Source organism: Cupriavidus sp. 05N39, assembly GCF_056397325.1.
The window spans coordinates 1-19,226 of record NZ_JBFTNE010000089.1; the positions used below are offsets into that span (position 1 = coordinate 1).

Genomic DNA, 19,226 nt, shown 5'->3' on the forward strand with positions numbered 1-19,226 from the left:
GCTCAGAACTTGGCGAGTGTCCAGGGTGGGAATTAAGAATCGTTTATATCAGAATTAAGGCGTTCAATATTAGCGGTCCAGGCGCGAGGCGAGGAATAGTGCAGCGGACGTTATGTTCGAAATGGCGCCACTAACACTCATCTGGTTAGCTAATAGCAGCCGTTGAACTCCTGCGACATATTGCTTGGATATCCGCCACGTCCTGCCGTGAGCCAATGCTCGAAGGCACGGAGAAAGCTGGCGATACATGCGGAAGCAGACGCTAGAGTTCGACCCTCATGGCTGCCGCAGTGCTGACACTGGTGTCGGAAAATTCACGAAAAGCCAGCAATTCTGGGGGTACGGCCACACGGTCGCCAAGTATCTTCGATACCGGCGCACCCAAGAAGGCCGGTCCGGCCTCGGCTGACATGAAATTGCACCGCTTCGCTATGTATTTCGCCAACGGACAGCGAGCACGACCGAAGCAATGCTTCCACATCACGAAAGTCTGCCTTGGTCGCACGGCGCGGCCTCATAGCATTACTTGTGAATCCAAAGAGTGATGACGAACGCCTTGGCGTTCCCGCTGTTAACCACGAGCATAGCGCGCACCCATCTTAGTCATCGTAGTCGTCATGCCAGCGTCGCCATTCGCGTCGGCGCTCGCGCCACTCGCGTTCGCGCCAGCGCTGCTCCCGCCACGCACGCTCCTGCCAGGCACGGGTCCGCCAGTCGTCGTAATAGTAGCCCGGGGCAACTACCACAGGCGGGGGCTCGACAACCACCGGCGCAGGCTCGTAGTAGACAGGGGGAGGGGCGACAACCGCTGGCAATGGGATGCCGATGCCGATACCTACGTCCACCCGCGCTTGAGCAACGTTCGAGGCAAGTCCGGTCACCCCGGCAAGTATCAAAAGTGCTGCGACCCTTCGCATGGTTTACTCCGTTTCCTCTTACAGAGACTCTAGGCCGGCTTGGTTCAATGGTGTATTAGCGGACTCGTACAACGGTTACTTTCTGTAACGCGATGTGGGGGCGCTTGCTGTCCAGCCGGATTGGGGCGGGCTACAACATAGCCGCGCATTTTCGGCGTGGGACCGGGGTCGGAGTACTTCCGAAAGGACGAAGGAACCCGCGCTGAGAGTGGAGGCACATTCGGCCACGCTTGCGAATCAGGTTTGCCTGTTTCAGAACTTACGGATTGTCACGAGTTGTGGGTCAACTCGGCTTGGGGCAATACCGTTTTTGCCTGTAAGCGCGGTGCATTGCCGAGCTATTAAAATTCCCTAGGAGTTCATCTCATGAAGAAGCTGTTCGTTGCTCTCGCCTCCGCAGCCCTCGTCGGTACTGTATTCGCGCAGACTGGTGTGCCGGCTTCCGCGACTCAGCCGCAAGGCGAGGCGACGAAAGACCAGGTAAAGGTCGTCAAGGAGAAGAGCGCCACGCAGGCGAAAGCCGATAAGAACAAGAAGAGTGTCAGCGCGCAGGGCGATGTGGCAAAGACTCAAGCCAGCGCCGGCAAGGAGAAGGCTGACGAAAAAGCTGACGCCAACAAGTCTGCCGCCAAGGACACCCACTACAAGCCGAGCAAGATGAAGGCCGCCAATACAGAGGCTGGTATGGCGAAGACTGAAGCAACGAGTGATTCCGACAAGGCGAAGGCCAAGGCGGATGTTGCGAAGCCGGGAACACAGACCGACGCTGCGAAGGCTGCAACCAGTGCCAATGTAGACAAGACGAAGAAGCAGTAAGCTGCTCCCATCGAGCGGACGGGGGGGGGTACGTTGCCAAGGCAAAGGCCATCGCGACGAAGCTCGAGTGCAGGAGCTTTTTGGAGAGTGCCAGTTAGCTGGAATGCCGGCTTGGCCTCTCCGCATTTGTCAACACTAGTGGAAACGCCATGAAGCCCTTTCTCGCATTGCTGATTGCCGCATCTACGCTGCTCGGCGGTTGCGTCGTGGTTCCGTACGATGGCGGGTACCATGGTGGATACTATCGTCCGGAGTATTGGGGCCACAGGCACCAGGGATACCATGGCCACCATGGAGACGACGACTAACGTGGAATTTGACGCTTTCGTTGCAACCGAAACTCTAGCCATTCAGCCTCGCCATCCGATAGAACGGCATCGGCCTGCGCGTAGCGCCAAGCCAAAATCGACATTTGCCGCGCTGTCAGGTAAGGATGGCGCGACAGATGACGTTTCCGAGGCGGTCGACTAGCCCCGGCTGTGCGCGCAAAGCCAAGCCGAGAGCGTGGCCTGTATTGAGGATGTCTACAATTTCCGCGTGCTCCGCGCATCTAGCGTTCGCAATGAGCGGCTCGCCGATGGTGGCCGGAACGACAGTGTCCTTAGTAGCGCGGACGACCGTTAAGCGGCCAGGAAATGTCGCCATCTGTTCGAAGACAACCGGGCGCCGCCAGCTTTGCGGTGAGCGGAGTATCTTGGTGAAGGCTGGCGCGAAGGAAACCTCGAAAAGAGTAGTGATGTTCCAAGTCGGGACCCGTCACTTCCGAGTTCGTACTCGCGAGGGTGCTTCAGGGACATTCTCCGCGCGCTTCGCGCCCTTGCGCTCCTTCGTTATGAGGTTCGCGGCTTCCTCGACAGGCGCTTTGGCCTTGGCCGCTGGAGGCTTGGCTTTTCTGCCACCCTTAGCCAAGCTTGCTCGCAGCGCTTCCATCAGGTCAATAACTTGGCCGCTGGCCGACACCTCGACTTGTTCGGGCGACACAATCTGTTTGCCTGCAATCTTCGCGTCGATGGCCTGAAGGATGCGCTTCTTCTCTTCGTCCTCGTATTGCGTTGGCTCGTAGCTATCCTCTGCAGCCTGGTCGATAATTTGCAGCGCAAGATTCAACTCGGCGTCGGAAACCTCGACCTGTTCGATGTGCAGGTCTTTCATTGACCGGACTTCATCGGCGAACAGCAACTGCTGGAACACCAAGCCGTCCTCTGCCGGGCGAATCTGCACCCTATGCGTCTTCCCTTTTGACGCCCACTTTGCCAGCGCGCAGCGGCCGCTCTTCAGCATGGCGTCCTTCAGCAAGTTATAGGGCTTGCCGCCCCGCTTGTCGGGCGCGACGAAGTACGCCTTGTCATAGAACAGTGGGTCGACTGTCTTCTCCGGAATGAACGCCACGATTTCGACGACATGGCTTGCGCTTTCCTCCAACGCCTTTAGCTCTTCCGGCGAGAATAGGACATAGCGGTCCTTATCAAACTCATAGCCCTTCTGCAGGTCAGCACGCTCAACCACCTGACCGGTCTTCTCCGAAATGTACTGTTGCTTGGCACGGGAGCCGTCCTTGCACATGTAGTTGAACTTGACGGCGCTCTCACTCTCCGTGGCGGTGTATAGCTTGACCGGTATGGAAACCAAGCCGAAGGAAAGGGACAACGATGCGATGGAACGGGCCGGCATACTATCCTCCACGCCTCGACACTGTTGCACTGAGCAACTGAGGCAAGCGCACGCGCGCTAAGGTCAGCTTAGCCGCTTAAGTGCTGTCGTCAATGACTGCCGCGTCGACCAATAGCCACTCCATGGGTCCTCGGTTTGGAAGCTAAGGTACTCGCGCGCTGTCACGACAGTCCATTGCGCGCCACTTTTCAGCGACATAAGCTGCTCCCACGTCACTGGCATGGACACCCCCAAGCCAGGGCGGGCCCGGGCAGAGAAGGCTGCCACGGTCGTCTGGCCCATCCCGTTGCGCAGGTAATCGACGAAAACTTTCCCCTTACGATTGGCGGGCCCGGACGTAGCAGAAAACCTTTGGGGGATGGTTATGGCAATGTGTTGAACAAATGCCCGGGAGAATCCCTTCACGGTATCGTAGTCAAGCCTTGGCGACAGCGGCACCACTACGTGCAAGCCTTTCCCGCCGCTGGTTTTCAGCCAGGCTTTGAGCCCAAGTTCAGTCAGTAGCGTGTGGACAAGGAGTGCCGCTTCCTGCATGTGCGGCCACTTCAGGTCTTCGCCAGGGTCCAGGTCGAAGATGACCCTGTCAGGCTTGTTGAGACGCTTGGCCATAGAGTTCCAGGTGTGGAACTCCACAACATTCATCTGAGCAGCAGATACAAGCGCGTCCAGGTTGTCGACGGTGAGCAGAGCAGCGTGGCCCGGCCACAAGGCGGGGTCGTGTTCTTTGAGCCCCGGCATCTTGCTCTCAGGGTGTTTTTGAAAAAACAGTTCTTCGGTGATGCCATTGGGCGCGCGCAGCATCGATAGTGGGCGGTCCTTTAGGTGGGGCAGCATCCAGTCGGCTACGCTTTCGTAGTAGCGAACCAAGTCGAGCTTGGTGAGCCCCGTCGACGGGTCGATGACCCGTTCAGGGTGGGTCACCTTCACCAAGCTGGGTGCCGGCGCTGAAGCTGCGGTCTTGGCCGCTTCCCGGGTGATTTGGCTTGCCGGTTTGTCAGTACGCAAACCTTTGAACGAGGCTTGTCGCACGTGACCGTCAGGCGTCCACTCGGCGAAGGCAACCTCTGCCACCAGCAGCGGCTGGACCCAATGCTCGCTGCCCGCAGTGCGCTTTGACCAGCGCCCGGGCTTAACGGCTTTGGCGTCAAACGGCGCAGAAGGAACTTCAATTGCGGTCAAGCGGGTCCACAGGTCTCGGCCGGTCTTGGCATCCCAACCTGTGCCGACTTTGCCGGCATAGCGGAGCTTGCCATCCTCGTGGTAACCCACCAGTAGGCTACCGACTTCCTGGGGCGCTCCGCTTCGGTCTGTGAAACCGCAGATGACGAATTCTTGGCAGAGTGTGCATTTCGCCTTGAGCCACGTTTGCGTTCGTGTCGACACATACGGTGCGTCTTGCCGCTTGAACATCAAGCCCTCTAGCCCCAATTTGCATGCGGCCTTGAAAACCTGCGCCGGCGGCGCGTCGAAACGCTGGCTGGTTCGAATCCGCTCGGTGGGCTCGCCGATGAGCTGCTCCAGGAGCGCTTTCCGGGAGGTCAGGGGCACCTTTCGGAGGTCTTGGCCGTCCCAATATGGAATATCGAAAAGGAAGTAGACGATGTTTTCATTGCGAGCCCCGTCCATAGCGTTCTGCAAAGCATTGAAGTCAGGGAGTCCGTCCTTGATGACCACGAGCTCTCCATCGAGCCAAGCGCTTGTGATGCCCAATTTTTCTACTTCGGCAGCGAGACTCTTCAGTTTATTGGTCCAGTCATGGCCGCCTCTCGTGAACAAGCGGACTCGTCCCTTGTCGATGCGCGCCATCATGCGATAGCCGTCGAACTTCGTCTCGACTATCCAGTCATCGCCTTTCGGCAGCGAGGTTGCTAAGGTGGCTAGCTGTGGCCCTAGCTTCGCGGGCAGGTCGGCTTTGGCAGCAAGCGACAAGTCGATTGTTGATACCGCGGTGGGCGGATTCGCGAAAGACGTTTTCGGCTCGCGCTGCTCGACCAGTCCTAGCGGTCTGTCGATGACGCTGTCAGGCAGCGCCTTGACGACGTCATACTCGGCGAGCGGCTTTGCCCACTCATCGCGCTTCTTGAATAGCATCCACGAGTCTTGCTTGTCTTCAGGCTTGGAGATGCGCACCAGCTCCCACAGGCCGGCGAGCTTTTCCCCGTGGAGCTGGAAGATGAGTTTTCCGTCTTTCATTCCCACGTGTGGGTCGCCTGTCGGCTCCCAGGTTCCACGGTCCCACACGAGAACCACGCCTGCGCCATACTGTTTTGGCGGAATGGTGCCCTCAAAGTTTGCATAGTCGAGGGGATGGTCTTCGACGTGGATGGCCATCCGTTTTTGCTGCGGGTCGAAGCTTGGACCCTTGGGAACAGCCCAACTCAGTAAGACTCCATCGAGCTCAAGGCGAAAGTCATAGTGGAGACGGCCTGCCCAGTGCTTTTGGATGACGAAAGAGAGGCCTTTGACCGGCGTCGAGTGGCCGGAAACCTGAGAAGCAGGCTCGGGCGTGACATTGAAGTCACGCTTCTGCTCATACTGGGAGAGCGGAGGGCGGATACGGTCAGCGGCCATGGCCCAGTCTACGGCGAGTCCGAGCGGGCCGCCAACCCAGGCAAAGAATGTAATCAGTGCGATACCGACCCACCACCGCCAGAACGACGACCTTGTCGGCCATCCTCGGCATCGGCGCTACGGAGTTGAACTAGCCCTTCATCCGGCGGTCCGCACCGGCGCAGGCGGAATTGTTCGACGTGCTCAGGTCGCGACAATAGATATTGCAGCACAACGGAAGCCACGTGCACCGCCACGAGTATCGACCGGTAGACGGGCGAATTAAAGGCGTCTGCGACTTTCTGCACTGATTGATTGGTGCAGGAAGTCGAAAGGCCGTTGTTGTGAGTTGCAATTTTGGAAATAATGTAGGATGCTGGAGTTACTATAGAAACGGAGAAAGACAATGGCGACATACAAACAACTGCTGGCGGAAAAAGAAAAGATTGAGGCTCAGCTCATCGAAGTACGTGCAACAGAGGTCGCTGGTGTTATCGAGCAGATTCAAGCCCTGATGGCGCAGTATGAGTTGACTGCCGATGACATCGCTCCAAAGCGTCGCCGTGGCCGTCCCGCGGCAGGCGCGGCAGCTAAGGCTCCGGCAAAATCCAAATCATCCTTGCCGCCTAAGTATCAAGACCCCAAGACGGGTGCAACTTGGACTGGCCGTGGCCGTGCGCCGGCTTGGCTCGGTAAGAATCGCGTCAAATTTCTGATTCCAGAAGCGTGAGCCCCACGCGGCAGTACGAACTGCTGCCGAATGCCTTACGCCGTATTGACTGAGAGGTCTGGACGCAAGAGAGCTCTTCGCTGGGACGAAGGGCTTTTTGCTTATACGACTTAGCCGTGCTGACTGGCGTCTCCGACATTTCGCGGCTTCCTGACCTTGGGCCGGCGTCGTTAGGCTTTGCAGCACCGCCTTTGTGAGCAACGGCATGTCCACTTTGGCCCGTAATGGGCCGGCAAAGAGAGAAGAAGGCGAGCCCACCAAGACGTATTCAGAACCTCTTGTGCTCACGCGGATGTCGTGCCTCATGTCAAGCCTGCAAAGCTCTACTACGTCAAGCCGTTTCATAGTCAAGCTCCAGTTCATCCGCGGCACGTCGCCCGACGATGTGAAGCGCTTCAATCTTGGTGCATGCGACTACGTGCTTTGTCATGGGAGAACCTGCGCGGACGCCACACACTCACACTGCTGTGAGGCGAAGCATGAGGCGTGCGTTGACTTCAATTCGGCCACAGCCCGTGCATACATCCAGTCCACCTCGTCTGAGGACCGTACAGTAAGAGCAAGACTTTTTAGTAGTCCGTCATGAAGCCCATAAAAGAGGCCATGCACGGCGACTGTCTGACCCCGTGCCCACGCGTCTTGTAGCACCGTCGTCAAGCAGAGGTTCCTGGCCTGTTCAAGAACGTTAAGCCGGCACGTGGCGTCGAATCTAACCTCTGGTGCTAGCGTCTGGAGCCACAAAGAGTGCTTCTCGACAACATCCCGAATGTGTCTCACCCAGTTGTCGGCAAGGCCAATGCGCATCCCATCGAGAGCGGCGCGTACACCGCCGCAGCCAGAATGCCCAACGACCGTGACATCCTGGACCTTGAGCATGTCGACCGCGTACTGCAATACTGAGAGACAGTTCAAATCCGAATGTGCGACGACATTCGCGATATTCCGATGCACGAACAGCTCTCCTGGCAGCAGGCCAACGAGCTCATTCGCGGGAACACGGCTGTCAGCGCAGCCAATCCAGAGCCACTGGGGCGCTTGCTGCCGCATGAGCGAATGAAAGAAGCCTGGGCGTCTATCTTCGACCTCGGCTGCCCATTGGCGATTGTTCTCTAGGAGGCTGTCCAGGTCCAGCTTCAGCCTTCCCTTGGCTGCGTGGTTCATCACTAAACCTTTCCAGTGTGGCATCGTCGCTGGGTAGCGGGGCGATACCGGAGATTGGTCACGGCTTTACTGTCGTCTAAACGTTGCGACCTGTAAATTCCGAAGGATGGAAGCCATTCATACGCTAGACGTATGGAACCGATAGCGGTCGCTGGCAATGAATCGTTACTTTGGGCAAAGACAGGGCGTTTGACGCGGTCGCCGAGAAGGGGGGATGTTGTGCATCAGGACTGATGCACGCGAGGGACCACCGCGCGACGTGCGCACACACTGGGCGATGACGAGCCTGCGCAACTCATGCGCGCCATTTCCTTGCGAGACGCGGAAAGTTGGAGCGTCAGCTGGTGCAACTGCTGGCTGTCGCAAAGGCCATGAACATGGAACAGCTGGCGGAGCGAACAGCTGGCGTCCCACCCGACACCGCCCCTCGGACTTCTGTGTTTCAGAAATCCCATCGCTCACGCCATCCAAAGGATTCTTCCCACACCTTTTGAGTGTCCGGAAAAGCTCGTCCGGAAGTTTCCGTGACTTTGCTTTGTATGTACATTCCGAATTGCGTATTGAATGCATACGTAATTCGGATGTACTGGAGGCATCCACAAGCAGGACCCCAAGGTGGTGCCTGTGACGAGCATTGCACCTGTTGGCCCTTGAAGGAACGACGCCACATACTCGCTGAGCGCCGTATCCCCCCACCACGTGCCCGGTGGAAGAATGCATCAATCGAGTTTGATGCCGGCGTCCAGAACTACTTTCTTCCACTTTCCTGCCTGGGTGCGCATCAGACTTTCTAATGCTTCCTGGCTGCCTCCTGCAGGCTCAAGGTCCATTTCAACAAGACGACGCTTAATCTCGGGGTCGGCCAGAATCTCGTTGATAGCCTTGTTCAGCTTGGCTGTGACTTCCTTGGGCGTTCCTGCTGGTGCGACCAGCGCCTGCCAAAAAATCATTTCGAAACCTGGCAAGCCGTTCTCAGACACGGTCGGGAGTTCCGGATATGCTGCTGCCCGCTTTGATGTCGTAATGGCTAGCGCTTTGAGCTTGCCGCCCTTCACAAGCGGCATCGCTTCAGGCGCCAGCGCCATCATGATTTGCACCTGCCCCGCCATCAGGTCCTGTAGCGCCGGGGCACCTCCCTTGTACGGAACATGAACAATGTTCGTGTTAGTCGCCTTTTTGTACAGTTCCATGCCGAGATGGCTCGGCGTGCCATTCCCAGCCGATGCGTAACCGTCGGAAGAGGGGCGACTCTTCAGGTAGCGAGCTAGGTCAGACATTGAGCTGACGGGCACGCTGGGATTGACCACCACCACGCTTGGAATCGAGGTGACCTGGATGATTGGCGCGAAATCCTTTGCCGGGTCGTAGCTCAGTTTGCTGTACAGGCTTGGATTGACAGATAAGCCAGTCATCGTCGCGAAAAGCAACGTGTACCCATCCGGTACCGACTTTGCCACCGCGCCTGCGGCGATAGCTTCGCTAGCGCCAGGACGATTGTCGACCACAACTGCCTGGCCGAGTTTGGTCGCAAGCTTCTGGCCAATCAGGCGGGCCACGCCGTCTGTAGAGCCCCCAGGCGGATAGGGAACCAGTACGCGGATTGGTTTGTTGGGATAGTCGGCGGCACTGGCGAAGGCCGGTGCGATGAGAAGCGATATTGCGGCAACTAGGGCAGTGGTAAGGCGCTTCATGGCGTCGTCTTTTCAGGGGAGTGTAAGCTAAGGGTGCGAGGTAAAGGCGGACTACGCGCTGTGGAGTTCGAGAACGGCATCGCCGTACCCAACTGTCTTGCCATCATCCACAAGCTGGTTCCCAGTCCTCCCGTCTGCCGGGGCGATGATGGCACTCAAGACCGAGTCAATTGTCAGGTAGCCCACATGGTCTCCCTGCCTGACTGCATCGGAAAATGCATCAGCAGCGAGCGGATGCACCCGACTGAATGCGCCAGTTGCGCTCGAAAGAATATCCTTGTGCTTCGTAAGCGAGGGCTTGATGAGCACATTCGTCTTCACGGGCTCCTCAACTGGATGCGCAGCTTGTCCGGCCGCCTCGGCGAAGCGCAGAGTCAAGGTTTGAGTGCCATCGCTATACGACAACTCGGAAGCCCCGGCTCGCTCCAGACCGGCGACCAGCGAGGCAATCTCTTCAGTCTTCATGGCTGCCTTCCTTTGAAGCTGCGTCCCAATGCGATATCAGCCTCTCGAGATAGTGGATGTCGGCGCCCCCGTTGCCAAAGGTTGGCTCGTCCATCAATTTGCGGTGCAATGGGGCGGTTGTTTGAATCCCGTCAACGTGCATCTCGTCAAGGGCGGCCCTCATCCGCGCGATGGCTTCTTCACGAGTGGCTCCATGCACCAGGAGTTTCGCAATGAGCGAGTCGTAATGCGGCGGCACGACATACCCAGGGTAAACATGTGACTCAACGCGAACACCTGGCCCGCCCGGGACAATCCAGTCGAGGATTTTTCCTGGGCACGGCGTGAATTTCCACGGATGCTCAGCGTTGATACGGCACTCGATGGCATGACCGGAAAAAGAGACATCGCTCTGCGTGATACCAAGCTTTTCACCCAGCGCAACGCGCAGCTGCTCGGCGACGATGTCAATGCCGGTGACGAGCTCGGTCACTGGATGCTCCACCTGAAGGCGGGTGTTCATCTCAATAAAGAAGAACTCGCCGTTCTCGTATAAGAACTCGAACGTGCCGGCGCCGCGGTATCCAATTTGCAAGCACGCTTGAGTACAGAGCTCTCCAATTCGTGCTATATCGCTTCGGTCGATTCCTGGCGCTGGAGACTCCTCAATCAGCTTCTGGTGCCTTCGCTGGGTAGAGCAGTCGCGCTCTCCTAGCCAGATGGCATTTCCATGTGTGTCAGCAAGAATTTGTATCTCGACATGGCGAGGCGTCTTGAGGTACCGCTCAAGGTACACGGTGGGATTTCCAAATGCGCGGCCAGCCTCCTCGCGCGTCATGGCCACAGCATTCAGGAGCTCAGCCGGGCTATCAACCACGCGCATACCTCTACCGCCACCACCGCCCGCCGCCTTGACAATAAGCGGGTAGCCGACTCGCTCTGCGAGGTCAACAATGCGGTCTGGTTCTTCTGACAGTGGACCATCTGAGCCCGGAACGCAGGGAACACCAGCTTTTGCCATGGCCTGCTTGGCGCTCACCTTGTCACCCATTAGCCGGATGGATTCAGAGGTCGGTCCCACAAAAACAAGCCCGGCGCTCTCGACTGCAGCAGCAAACGAGCCATTCTCGGAGAGGAAGCCATATCCAGGATGCACGGCTCCCGCGCCTGTTGCCTTCGCGGCGAGAAGAATCTCTTGGTGATTCAGGTAGCTCTTCGACGATGGAGCAGGGCCGATGCATATCGCTTTGTCCGCCCTTCCACGATTGCCAAGGTTTGGCCTTCCTCGACGGTGTCACCAACCGACACGAACGAGGGTTGGTTTGGGGCAGGAGAGCGATAGAAGGTGCCAATCATCCCCGCAATTACACTATTTCGAGTGGCCGTCGCGGTGGGGGCCTCGGCGACGGCGGCCTCTTCCGCCAACGCAGGCGCCCGCTCCGTCACAAGTTGTTCGGACGTCTCAGCGGTGGGGCTAGGGCGTGATGAGCGCCTCTTCAGCTTCACCTGTCGCTGCCCGTCGCCATATTCGATTTCGCTGAGCGCCGTTGAGCTTTCAAGGACGTCGAGCAGCGTTTGCACGAACTTCAGGTCCATGTGTTCCTCAGCTGAATGACTTAACCACGATGCCCGCGCCCTCGAGCGTGCTACGGACTTTCGCCGCCATCTGGATGGCACCGGGCGTGTCGCTATGGACGCAGATGGTGTCAATCTGGACGGGGAGAAGCTTCCCGGAAGTAGTTTCAATGGCGCCGGCCCGGACCATCCGCAGCATGCGGGCTGCCGCTTCGTCGCCGTCGTGTAGCACTGCGCCGGGCACGGAGCGATGTACCAGGTTCCCTTCCTCGGTATATGCACGGTCGGCGAAGACCTCGCGCCGCACAGCCAACCCCATCTCGGAAGCCACACGCTCCATAGCAGCGCCAGCGAAAGTCATGCAGGTAAGGCTCGGGTCGACCGCCTTGATTGCACGTGCAATGGCTTTTGCGACGGCTTCGTCAGCCTGCGTCAGGTTTCCGAGTGCACCGTGTGCCTTGACGTAGGTAATGGGGTGGTCAGCATATCGCGACAGCGCTTGCGCCGCGCCAATCTGATACGCAACCAGACGTTCAATTTCGCCGTGCGTGAAAGGAATGACGCGACGACCGAAGCCCCACAGGTCGGGGAAGCCAGGATGGGCACCCACGGCGACGCCACGAGCCTTTGCCAGCGCGAAAGTCTTCGCCATGATTTCCGGGTCGCCCGCGTGCAATCCACAAGCGACATTGGCCGAGGTGACAATCTCGAGGATGGCAGCATCATCGCCCATCCGGTAGGCGCCGAAACCCTCACCCATATCGGAATTGAGGTCTACTTCGATGGCTCTATTTTGTGTGCTCATGATTCTCGGTTCCTTGTTGAGGTTTGGGAGGCGGCTAGCTAGGCGCGCCCAGACATCATTGCCAGGGTGTCCCTGAYGCGTAGTTCTTCGTCGCGTCTCGTTTGAAGTGCGGCTACGGCGGTATCAATGTCTGTGAGTTCGAATCGAATTCCGCAACCGATAGGAGCTTGCGATAGCTTCCACAAGTCGGCTTCAATCACAGTGGCAATCTTCGGGTAGCCGCCGCACGTATTGGCTTCTGCAAGCTGGACGATGGCTTGACCCGATGGGGGGACCTGAATGGTCCCCGCGACGATGCCATGAGAGAGCAGTTCGACGTGTTGCGATTGATTCAGCATCGGTCCGTTGAGTCGATATCCAACACGATTTGCGTCTGGTGTCACCTTGAACTCATCTCGCAGGAAGGCCGTCTGCGACTCGGGCGTGAACCGCTCGAATTCAGCTGCAGGGAGTACACGGACGGAGATGCAGTTTGTGCTCAGTTCATCCCAATATTCGAGCAAGCCCTTAGGAACCACGCCGAGCCCGACCTTCCAAGGACGGTCCGAAGCCGATTGCTCAGTGCCCACCTCCAGGCGGTCCCCGCGCATCAAGCCGCGACCCGAAGCACCACCAAAGGCGCCTTTCAGGTCAGTTGACTTCGAGCCCATGATTGGTTTGACGTTCATGCCGCCACCAATAGTCAAATAGGCTCGGGTCCCGCGCCGGGGGCGCTCGATGACGAGGGTCTGCCCCGCCGAAGCTGTTCGACCCCACCATAGCGCGAGGCGCTGTTCATCCAGGCTCGCCTTGGCGTCAGCGCCTGTCACGGCAAAACGTGTATCCTCGTGGAACTTGACGCGAAATGGGAACAGGTTGATTTCGATGCCCGCTTCCCCACGGTCATTTCCTACCAGCGCGTTACCGATTGATAGGGCGAAAGGGTCCATGGCGCCGCTGCGGCTGACGCCGTAACTCATGCATCCGTAGCGTCCCAGGTCCTGCACTACGTTTGGAGCGCCGTTCGAAAGAATCTCTATCACGCCGCAATCTCCTTGATGCCGAACCTGACCGTGTCCCCGGGCGCGAGTAAGCACGGACTGTCCTTGGTTGCGTCAAACATCTCTCGGTCGGCGATGCCGATGAGGTGCCAGCCTGACGGCGCTGTGCATGGCATGACGCCGGCCTGGCTGCCGCCCACAATCACTGAGCCCTTCTGGACCTTCATGCGTGGCGAGCTTCGACGCGGCACTGAAAGCTCTTCAGGAAGTCCCGTCATGTATGCGAATCCGGGCATTGAGCCAACGCACGCAACGGTGTAGACCGCTGAGCTATGCCGAAGGACATACTCGTCTATGGTGAGTGCCGCGCCTTCTGCGAGGTCCTTTAAGTCCTCGCCATACTCGCCGCCGTAGGTGACGGAGATGTCGAAATGCCTGCCGGAGCGGTGCGTTGGCGTTGCGGACTCCCATAGCTGGCGCATCAGCGCTTCCGCTTTACGTGGGTGAAGCTGGAGCGGGTCGAATGTCAGGAGGAGGTTATTGACGCCGAGTACCACCTCATGAGGCGTAGCCTTCCCTAAGCGCTGACGCAGCTTGCTGGCCAGTGAAAGCAGGAGTGACTGGATGTCTTTGTCGAAAGCGCCGGTGGACGCGTCGAGCAGGAGCGCGCCGGAGCCTGCGGCGTGAATGCGGGCAGCGATGGTGTTGTCGGGCTCTGCCAGTTCCAGTGTGAGCGTCATGCTTGAAAGATACCGATTGCGATTCAGGGTCCGGCCGCGCAGTGACGCAGCGGCCGGGACTGGTCAGTGTTCCAGCGGCTTGTGAGCCGTCTCCTTGGCTGCAAGGAGGCTGGCCAAAGTGACCAGCAGGCCGGCTCCGATGTAGAGCGAGAGGGTGGTGGACGACTGATATGTCTTGTAGAGGCTGGCGAAGACGAGGGGCGCAAATCCCCCGCCGATGATGCCGCCCAGCGTCGCTGCCAGCGATGCTCCCGCATACCGGACACGCGTCGGGAACTGTTCCGTCACAAAGGCAGCTTGTGGACCGTACATCATGGCCTGGAACAACATGCCAACTACGACTGCGATACAGATGTTCGCCGGGTCGAGGGTGTTCATCAGCGGAAAATATGCAAACGCCCAGCCAATCGACAACACGGCGCCCGCCCCATACACAATTCTCCGGCCGAGCTTGTCGCTGAGCGCGCCGAAGAGTGGCACCGAAACTGCATGGAGAGCAGCGCCGAGCATGGTTGCGGTCAGTGCCAGAGAGCGAGGCAGATTGAGCACCGTCGTCACGTAAGTGAGCGTGAAAACCACGAGCAGGCCGTAGACAATGTCGGAGCCGATTCTCACGCCACCCGCAATCAGCAGACGCCGCCCGTAGCTGTGGAGGACTTCCTTCAGCGGCATTTTGGCTTTGCTATGGCCCCGCTCGAGCTGCTCGAACATCGGCGTCTCGTCCACGCCGCGGCGCAGCCACAGACCGAATGCAACGAGGAAAACACTTGAAAGGAAAGGAATCCGCCAACCCCAAGCGTGGAACGCTTCGGTGGGAAGGAAGTAGGTGAAGAAGGTAATGAAGCCCGCACCTAGCAACGTGCCACAGGCAGGGCCAACCTGGGCGAAAGATGCATTGCACCCACGTTGTTCCTGGCTGCCATGCTCCATCGAAAGCAGCACGGCGCCCGCCCATTCGCCGCCAATCGACACGCCCTGGAGGAAACGAAGCGCGACCAGCAGGATGGGACTCCAAGTGCCCCAGACTTCATAGGTGGGCAACATGCCCATGAGGCCGGTCGACGCACCCATCAGCACCAACGTGGCGACCAGGACGAAGCGTCGGCCGAGCTTGTCACCGAGGTGGCCGAAGACAATGCCGCCGAAAGGCCGTGACAGGTATCCGACGGCGTAGGTCGAGAAGGCCAGGATGGTTCCAGACAACGGGTCCACCGACGGAAAGAACACGCTGTTGAAGACGAGTGCCGCCATGAGGTTGTAGACCGTGAAGTCGTACCATTCCAGGGTCGTACCAATTGAACTCGCGGCAGCGAGGCGCCGCATCTTTTGACGCGGGGCCGCAACATGGGCTGACTCGCCTGTTGGCGAAAAAATCGTTGCGTTGTCCATTACTTCAACTCCTCGCGAGACAGCTTCCACGTCAGCTGATAGCGGGCTGCATCGGCTGGCGAACAGGGAAGGGCTTCGATGGCATGGCGCAAAGCAGCTTCGTTCGAAGCGGAGTTGCTGCTTTCGATGATGTAGAGCGGACGCATCTTGCGCGTCGCAAGGTCCTCAAGGGGGAGCGGGCGGCTGAGCTCGTCATTCGGGCTGATGAGGTATGAGCGGACGAAAGCACTGTCTTCCGCAAGGAGGGCCCCCACGTTTTTGCACTTCCCTTCCACGTCAGGAGTGGGGGCATTCAACGGGAGCACTGCGACCCAACCTCCACTGCCTTGACCGACGTCTGCGGAAACGTCGCCAATCCGGCGCGTTGGGAGGAGCATTTTCGGCAGTATTTTCATGGACCAGGGAGTCTGGTTCTTGAATGCATGGGAATATGCCGGTGAAGCAAATACTGAAATCGATTCCGCCCAATACAGGCCCAGATATTTCGGGCGACCAGTTACCGAAATATAACGAGCCGCCGAGATAACCCCTTCCATCCGGACTCGCTCTTCAATATGTTCTCTGTCATACCAGGCGTTAAAATCTATTTCATCATCGGGGCTAATATCCGATGCGACAAAAAGAATGCCAAATTTATTCTCTGCCRTTTCCTCACCTCGCTCGTTTTGCTAATTTGAATGCTACTAAGACGGCGTAGTGAGGCACAAACGGGAATTTTTTCGACTACCTAATAGACTTTCTTTCGACCCTTAAGGGTTGATGCACCAGAGCGGTCGAAAAGAGGGCGTTTTTGGTGCATCGAGTGCCTTCTGGAGCTTTTGCGGGCGAGGGTAATCCCTATCTTTATCGAGCCATGGAAGACTTCGATTTATTCGGAGTATTGAGTGGTGGGGTAATCCCTAGGTGTTCAAGGTGCTCCAGGAACTAAGAAATGCTGCGTGCGGATGGGTGAGTCTGCATCAATGTGGGGAGAATGGTGCAGGCATTGAGCGCATAAATCGGTCTGCTTCCTGGCAAGCCAATTCGGCGACAAGTTTGATGGCGTCGGATACGCGGCTTTCCAAATAGCTGACAATCAGGCCCTGAGGCGGGAGCGGCATGTCAGTTTCGATAATCCGCAGCTCACCCCTGACAACCTCCTCGCGTACCGGCGGCAGTGGTATTAACGCGTTTCCAAAACCGCACCGCACCAGTCGAGCAAGCGCAGCTATCGAATTAACACAATGCACCTTTCCCATTGGCACACCGGCGCGCCGATACACGTCCTTGAGCACAAGGTAAGGCTGAGAGCCACGGCTCATTGTGACCACTGGTTGGGTAAGCAGCTCTCGGACGTCTACCTTACGCTCGCCTTTATTGCCAGGCCCAACCCATCCAATCCGCATTGGGAGGCAGGTCGTGCTAACTACACCATCTCCGGCCAGCTGGTCGGTCTGGAGAGCAATATCGACATCCCCGTCGCGAAGACTCTTGTTCAGTCGGTCGGTGGACTCAGAACTCAGCTGAACTTCAATTCCCGGATAGGATGATTGGAGATGCTCGATGAAGCTCACGAGCCAAGTGTGGACCACGGTATCAATTGCACCGATGCGAACGCTGCCGAGCACGTTCTGGTCTGACTGTCCGAGCTGCATGATGTACTTCTGCATCTCGATTACCCGCTCGCCAAGCGGAATCAGCCTCATRCCTACCGGGGTCAGGCGCAAGTCCCCAGCATCTCGGGAGAAAACTCGGGCGCCGATTTCTTCCTCCAGTGATGCAATACGATTGGAAATCGTAGCTTGGGTGATGTGGAGCTTTTCGGCAGCGGCGCGAAAGCTACCCAACTGCACGACAAGGATGAAGCTCTCAAGAAAGCGAGTGTTCATGTGAGTACAAAGCTCGGTTTCATGCCGCTGCAACTACATTCCGGCGCTACGGCAATGTCAGCGGCGCTCAGCACTTGTTACGAACGCATCGATGCRCCGCCACATCTCCACCGGATTAGAGTACATCGGAAAGTGGCCACAATCGCTGATTTCTGCGAGTTCGACGCCGGACTTGGCCAAAAGCGGCAAGTACGTCAGATAACTATTCTGTTCACCGTACATGAACATCCTCGGGAAAGGTAACGACAAGAACTTGCCCATGAGGTCGCCGTGGTCCGACAGGTGCACCATCGACGTGAAGATGCCGGACACCGCCTGCGCGCGGACCTTGTGACGGAGGCTTGCGGCGTAAAGCGGTGAAGAGTACTGAGAGGAGTGCCAGTTTCGGTCGATGAAGTCGTTGAAGAACGCTTGAGGGTCTTCGGTGGGGAAGTCCATAATCTGCCTGCTCAGGAAGCAGTCTTCCGGTGCGACGTTGCCCTCAATGTCAACGAAGCTCAATACTCGGTCCCGCAACTCATTCGCGAGCATCAACGCCGTGAGTCCACCCATGGAATGCCCGACCAAATGAAAGCGGTCGATGCCCGCATGAGCAACCATTGCTTTGGCCGTCTCGACCAGGAAGGGGACAGAGACCTTCCGAAGGTCGCCGCAGGAAGTCTCTCCACAACCCGGAGCGTCGTAGGCCAGGAACGGACGGCCAGCGAGTGCTCGGTTGACGGCGATGTCGGCGTAGTCCTCTTTCGTCGAGCCGAACCCGTGCAAGAACACGATAGGTACAAGCTCGCCCTGACGACTAATGGCAGCGACCTTAAGCGCCACGCCCTCGACCTCAAGCGATACAGTTTCTTTTCGAGTGTCTCTGTTCATTGTCATCATTGGATGTTGTTGTCTTGATTCTCAGAAGGTTCAGTCGACCGTTGCCCCAGACAGCTTTACAGCCTCTGACCACCTTCGAATATCTGAGCCAATCAAAGTACGGAACTGGGTGGGTTTCATCGTCAAGGGCTCCGCACCTTGGCCTTTCAGCTGTGCCACGACCCCGGGAGATGCCAGGACCGATTGGACTGCATTGTTCATCTTCTCTGTGATATCGCTGGGTAGGCCGGCTGGGGCAAGCATTCCGTACCAAGGCTGAGCATCAAAGCCCTTAACACCTGACTCTGCGAGTGTGGGGATATCCGGGAACAAGGGGGAGCGCTCGGCGCTGGTAATGGCGAGTACCTTGATATTGCCTGCCTTCACCTGAGGCATGATGGGAAGTGGGTTCTCGAAGGCCAGTGCAACTTGCCCTCCCACCAGGTCGTTCAGCAGGGGACCGGAACCCTTGTAGGGGATGTGCTGCAACCTAGTCTTGGCTTCCACGTTGAACATCTCACCAATAATGTGCTGCGGCGAACCGGAGCCAGCAGAACCGTACGAAAGCTGGCCGGTCTTGCCCTTGCTGATGATGTCCTGAATCGAGTTAAGGCCGGACTTGGCGTTCACCGCGACAACAAAGCTGKCCTTGGCCAGCGGAGAGACAGGAGTGAAGTCCGTCTCAGGCCTATAGGGCAGCTTGGGATACAGGGCGCCAGCGATAACAATCGGACCGCTGGAGCCGACCAGGAACGTATACCCGTCCGGCTTCGCCTTGGCAACCAGGTTCGTGCCGATGTTGCCACCCGCTCCGGGCTTGTTCTCAACGACAAAGGTTTGGCCGAGCTTGTCGTGAAGCTTTGCGGCAAGGATGCGCGCGAGCACATCCGAGGTGCCACCGGGGGCATAGGGAACGATGAGAGAAATGGGCTTGCTGGGCCAGCGGTCTTCAGCGTGTGCTGCTGAGACAGTGGCGCACACGGAAAGGGCCGCGACCAGAAGTTTTGCGATGTTTGAGAATTGCAGCATAA

General features: G+C 58.0%; 17 protein-coding genes and 1 pseudogene. 2 read left to right on the top strand and 16 right to left on the bottom strand.

The genetic code is table 11. The features are described 5' to 3' along the window. Window positions 1-599: 599 nt before the first annotated feature. A complete protein-coding gene (locus tag AC1DN0_RS31225; protein ID WP_441632287.1) occupies window positions 600-917 on the bottom strand; it encodes a hypothetical protein in 318 nt (105 codons plus the stop codon). A gap of 366 nt (window positions 918-1,283) precedes the next feature. Between AC1DN0_RS31225 and AC1DN0_RS31230 the strand changes: the two genes are divergently transcribed. Next, entirely contained in the window at window positions 1,284-1,733 is a 450-nt protein-coding gene (locus tag AC1DN0_RS31230; protein ID WP_441632288.1) for a hypothetical protein, read from the top strand. Between the two features lie 756 nt (window positions 1,734-2,489). Here the strand turns inward: AC1DN0_RS31230 and ku are convergent. Then, window positions 2,490-3,404 carry a non-homologous end joining protein Ku gene (gene ku, locus AC1DN0_RS31235; protein WP_477102890.1) on the bottom strand — a complete coding sequence of 305 codons (915 nt, stop codon included), beginning with the start codon at window positions 3,402-3,404 and terminating at the stop codon, window positions 2,490-2,492. Between the two features lie 63 nt (window positions 3,405-3,467). Next, a complete protein-coding gene (ligD, locus tag AC1DN0_RS31240) occupies window positions 3,468-5,975 on the bottom strand; it encodes a DNA ligase D (RefSeq protein ID WP_441632290.1) in 2,508 nt (835 codons plus the stop codon). 385 nt (window positions 5,976-6,360) lie between these two features. On the opposite strand from ligD, the gene AC1DN0_RS31245 reads away from it, so the two are divergent. Continuing rightward, window positions 6,361-6,684, top strand: a complete 324-nt coding sequence (locus AC1DN0_RS31245) for an H-NS histone family protein (RefSeq protein ID WP_441632292.1) — start codon at window positions 6,361-6,363, stop codon at window positions 6,682-6,684. A 426-nt stretch (window positions 6,685-7,110) separates the two neighbouring features. On the opposite strand, the gene can is transcribed toward AC1DN0_RS31245, so the two are convergent. The 13 genes and pseudogenes from can to AC1DN0_RS31310 all read right to left on the bottom strand — a co-directional run bounded on the left by can (window position 7,111) and on the right by AC1DN0_RS31310 (window position 19,224). Continuing rightward, on the bottom strand, window positions 7,111-7,869 hold the full coding sequence (gene can / locus AC1DN0_RS31250) for a carbonate dehydratase (protein ID WP_441632294.1): 759 nt from the start codon (window positions 7,867-7,869) through the stop codon (window positions 7,111-7,113). 695 nt (window positions 7,870-8,564) lie between these two features. Continuing rightward, window positions 8,565-9,536 carry a Bug family tripartite tricarboxylate transporter substrate binding protein gene (locus tag AC1DN0_RS31255; RefSeq protein ID WP_441632296.1) on the bottom strand — a complete coding sequence of 324 codons (972 nt, stop codon included), beginning with the start codon at window positions 9,534-9,536 and terminating at the stop codon, window positions 8,565-8,567. 51 nt (window positions 9,537-9,587) lie between these two features. Continuing rightward, on the bottom strand, window positions 9,588-10,001 hold the full coding sequence (locus AC1DN0_RS31260) for a hypothetical protein (RefSeq protein WP_441632298.1): 414 nt from the start codon (window positions 9,999-10,001) through the stop codon (window positions 9,588-9,590). After that, window positions 9,991-11,235, bottom strand: a pseudogene (locus tag AC1DN0_RS31265) (acetyl-CoA carboxylase biotin carboxylase subunit); the annotation flags it as partial. The pseudogene AC1DN0_RS31265 and the gene AC1DN0_RS31260, both read right to left, overlap by 11 nt. Next, window positions 11,184-11,576 (bottom strand): acetyl-CoA carboxylase biotin carboxyl carrier protein, encoded by a 393-nt coding sequence (locus AC1DN0_RS31270; RefSeq protein ID WP_477146260.1) that lies wholly within the window; start codon window positions 11,574-11,576, stop codon window positions 11,184-11,186. The gene AC1DN0_RS31270 and the pseudogene AC1DN0_RS31265, both read right to left, overlap by 52 nt. Window positions 11,577-11,583: 7 nt before the next feature. After that, window positions 11,584-12,360: a LamB/YcsF family protein gene (locus AC1DN0_RS31275; RefSeq protein ID WP_441632304.1), complete on the bottom strand. Its 777-nt coding sequence runs from the start codon at window positions 12,358-12,360 to the stop codon at window positions 11,584-11,586. A gap of 38 nt (window positions 12,361-12,398) precedes the next feature. Next, window positions 12,399-13,382: a 5-oxoprolinase subunit C family protein gene (locus AC1DN0_RS31280; RefSeq protein ID WP_477146261.1), complete on the bottom strand. Its 984-nt coding sequence runs from the start codon at window positions 13,380-13,382 to the stop codon at window positions 12,399-12,401. Then, complete coding sequence (pxpB, locus tag AC1DN0_RS31285) at window positions 13,379-14,080, bottom strand: 5-oxoprolinase subunit PxpB (protein ID WP_441632308.1); 702 nt, start codon at window positions 14,078-14,080, stop codon at window positions 13,379-13,381. Before pxpB ends, AC1DN0_RS31280 begins: the two co-directional genes overlap by 4 nt. Window positions 14,081-14,143: 63 nt before the next feature. Next, a complete protein-coding gene (locus tag AC1DN0_RS31290; RefSeq protein ID WP_441632310.1) occupies window positions 14,144-15,469 on the bottom strand; it encodes an MFS transporter in 1,326 nt (441 codons plus the stop codon). Then, complete coding sequence (locus AC1DN0_RS31295) at window positions 15,469-16,005, bottom strand: hypothetical protein (RefSeq protein ID WP_477146262.1); 537 nt, start codon at window positions 16,003-16,005, stop codon at window positions 15,469-15,471. The genes AC1DN0_RS31290 and AC1DN0_RS31295 overlap by 1 nt, the downstream gene beginning before the upstream one ends. Before the next feature lie 423 nt (window positions 16,006-16,428). Then, entirely contained in the window at window positions 16,429-17,337 is a 909-nt protein-coding gene (locus AC1DN0_RS31300) for a LysR family transcriptional regulator (protein ID WP_441632313.1), read from the bottom strand. Between the two features lie 57 nt (window positions 17,338-17,394). Continuing rightward, on the bottom strand, window positions 17,395-18,213 hold the full coding sequence (locus AC1DN0_RS31305) for an alpha/beta fold hydrolase (RefSeq protein ID WP_477146267.1): 819 nt from the start codon (window positions 18,211-18,213) through the stop codon (window positions 17,395-17,397). A gap of 33 nt (window positions 18,214-18,246) precedes the next feature. After that, window positions 18,247-19,224: a Bug family tripartite tricarboxylate transporter substrate binding protein gene (locus tag AC1DN0_RS31310; protein ID WP_477146263.1), complete on the bottom strand. Its 978-nt coding sequence runs from the start codon at window positions 19,222-19,224 to the stop codon at window positions 18,247-18,249. Between the last annotated feature and the right edge of the window lie 2 nt (window positions 19,225-19,226).

What these genes read in the sequence shown, in the direction of transcription:
- ku (WP_477102890.1), bottom strand. Translation starts at nt 3,404, where the DNA reads ATGCCGGCCCGTTCCATCGCATCGTTGTCCCTTTCCTTCGGCTTGGTT.
- can (WP_441632294.1), bottom strand. Translation starts at nt 7,869, where the DNA reads ATGCCACACTGGAAAGGTTTAGTGATGAACCACGCAGCCAAGGGAAGG.
- AC1DN0_RS31290 (WP_441632310.1), bottom strand. Translation starts at nt 15,469, where the DNA reads ATGGACAACGCAACGATTTTTTCGCCAACAGGCGAGTCAGCCCATGTT.
- AC1DN0_RS31255 (WP_441632296.1), bottom strand. Translation starts at nt 9,536, where the DNA reads ATGAAGCGCCTTACCACTGCCCTAGTTGCCGCAATATCGCTTCTCATC.
- AC1DN0_RS31245 (WP_441632292.1), top strand. Translation starts at nt 6,361, where the DNA reads ATGGCGACATACAAACAACTGCTGGCGGAAAAAGAAAAGATTGAGGCT.
- AC1DN0_RS31225 (WP_441632287.1), bottom strand. Translation starts at nt 917, where the DNA reads ATGCGAAGGGTCGCAGCACTTTTGATACTTGCCGGGGTGACCGGACTT.
- AC1DN0_RS31275 (WP_441632304.1), bottom strand. Translation starts at nt 12,360, where the DNA reads ATGAGCACACAAAATAGAGCCATCGAAGTAGACCTCAATTCCGATATG.
- AC1DN0_RS31295 (WP_477146262.1), bottom strand. Translation starts at nt 16,005, where the DNA reads ATGGAAGGGGTTATCTCGGCGGCTCGTTATATTTCGGTAACTGGTCGC.
- AC1DN0_RS31260 (WP_441632298.1), bottom strand. Translation starts at nt 10,001, where the DNA reads ATGAAGACTGAAGAGATTGCCTCGCTGGTCGCCGGTCTGGAGCGAGCC.
- ligD (WP_441632290.1), bottom strand. Translation starts at nt 5,975, where the DNA reads ATGGCCGCTGACCGTATCCGCCCTCCGCTCTCCCAGTATGAGCAGAAG.
- pxpB (WP_441632308.1), bottom strand. Translation starts at nt 14,080, where the DNA reads ATGACGCTCACACTGGAACTGGCAGAGCCCGACAACACCATCGCTGCC.
- AC1DN0_RS31270 (WP_477146260.1), bottom strand. Translation starts at nt 11,576, where the DNA reads ATGGACCTGAAGTTCGTGCAAACGCTGCTCGACGTCCTTGAAAGCTCA.
- AC1DN0_RS31230 (WP_441632288.1), top strand. Translation starts at nt 1,284, where the DNA reads ATGAAGAAGCTGTTCGTTGCTCTCGCCTCCGCAGCCCTCGTCGGTACT.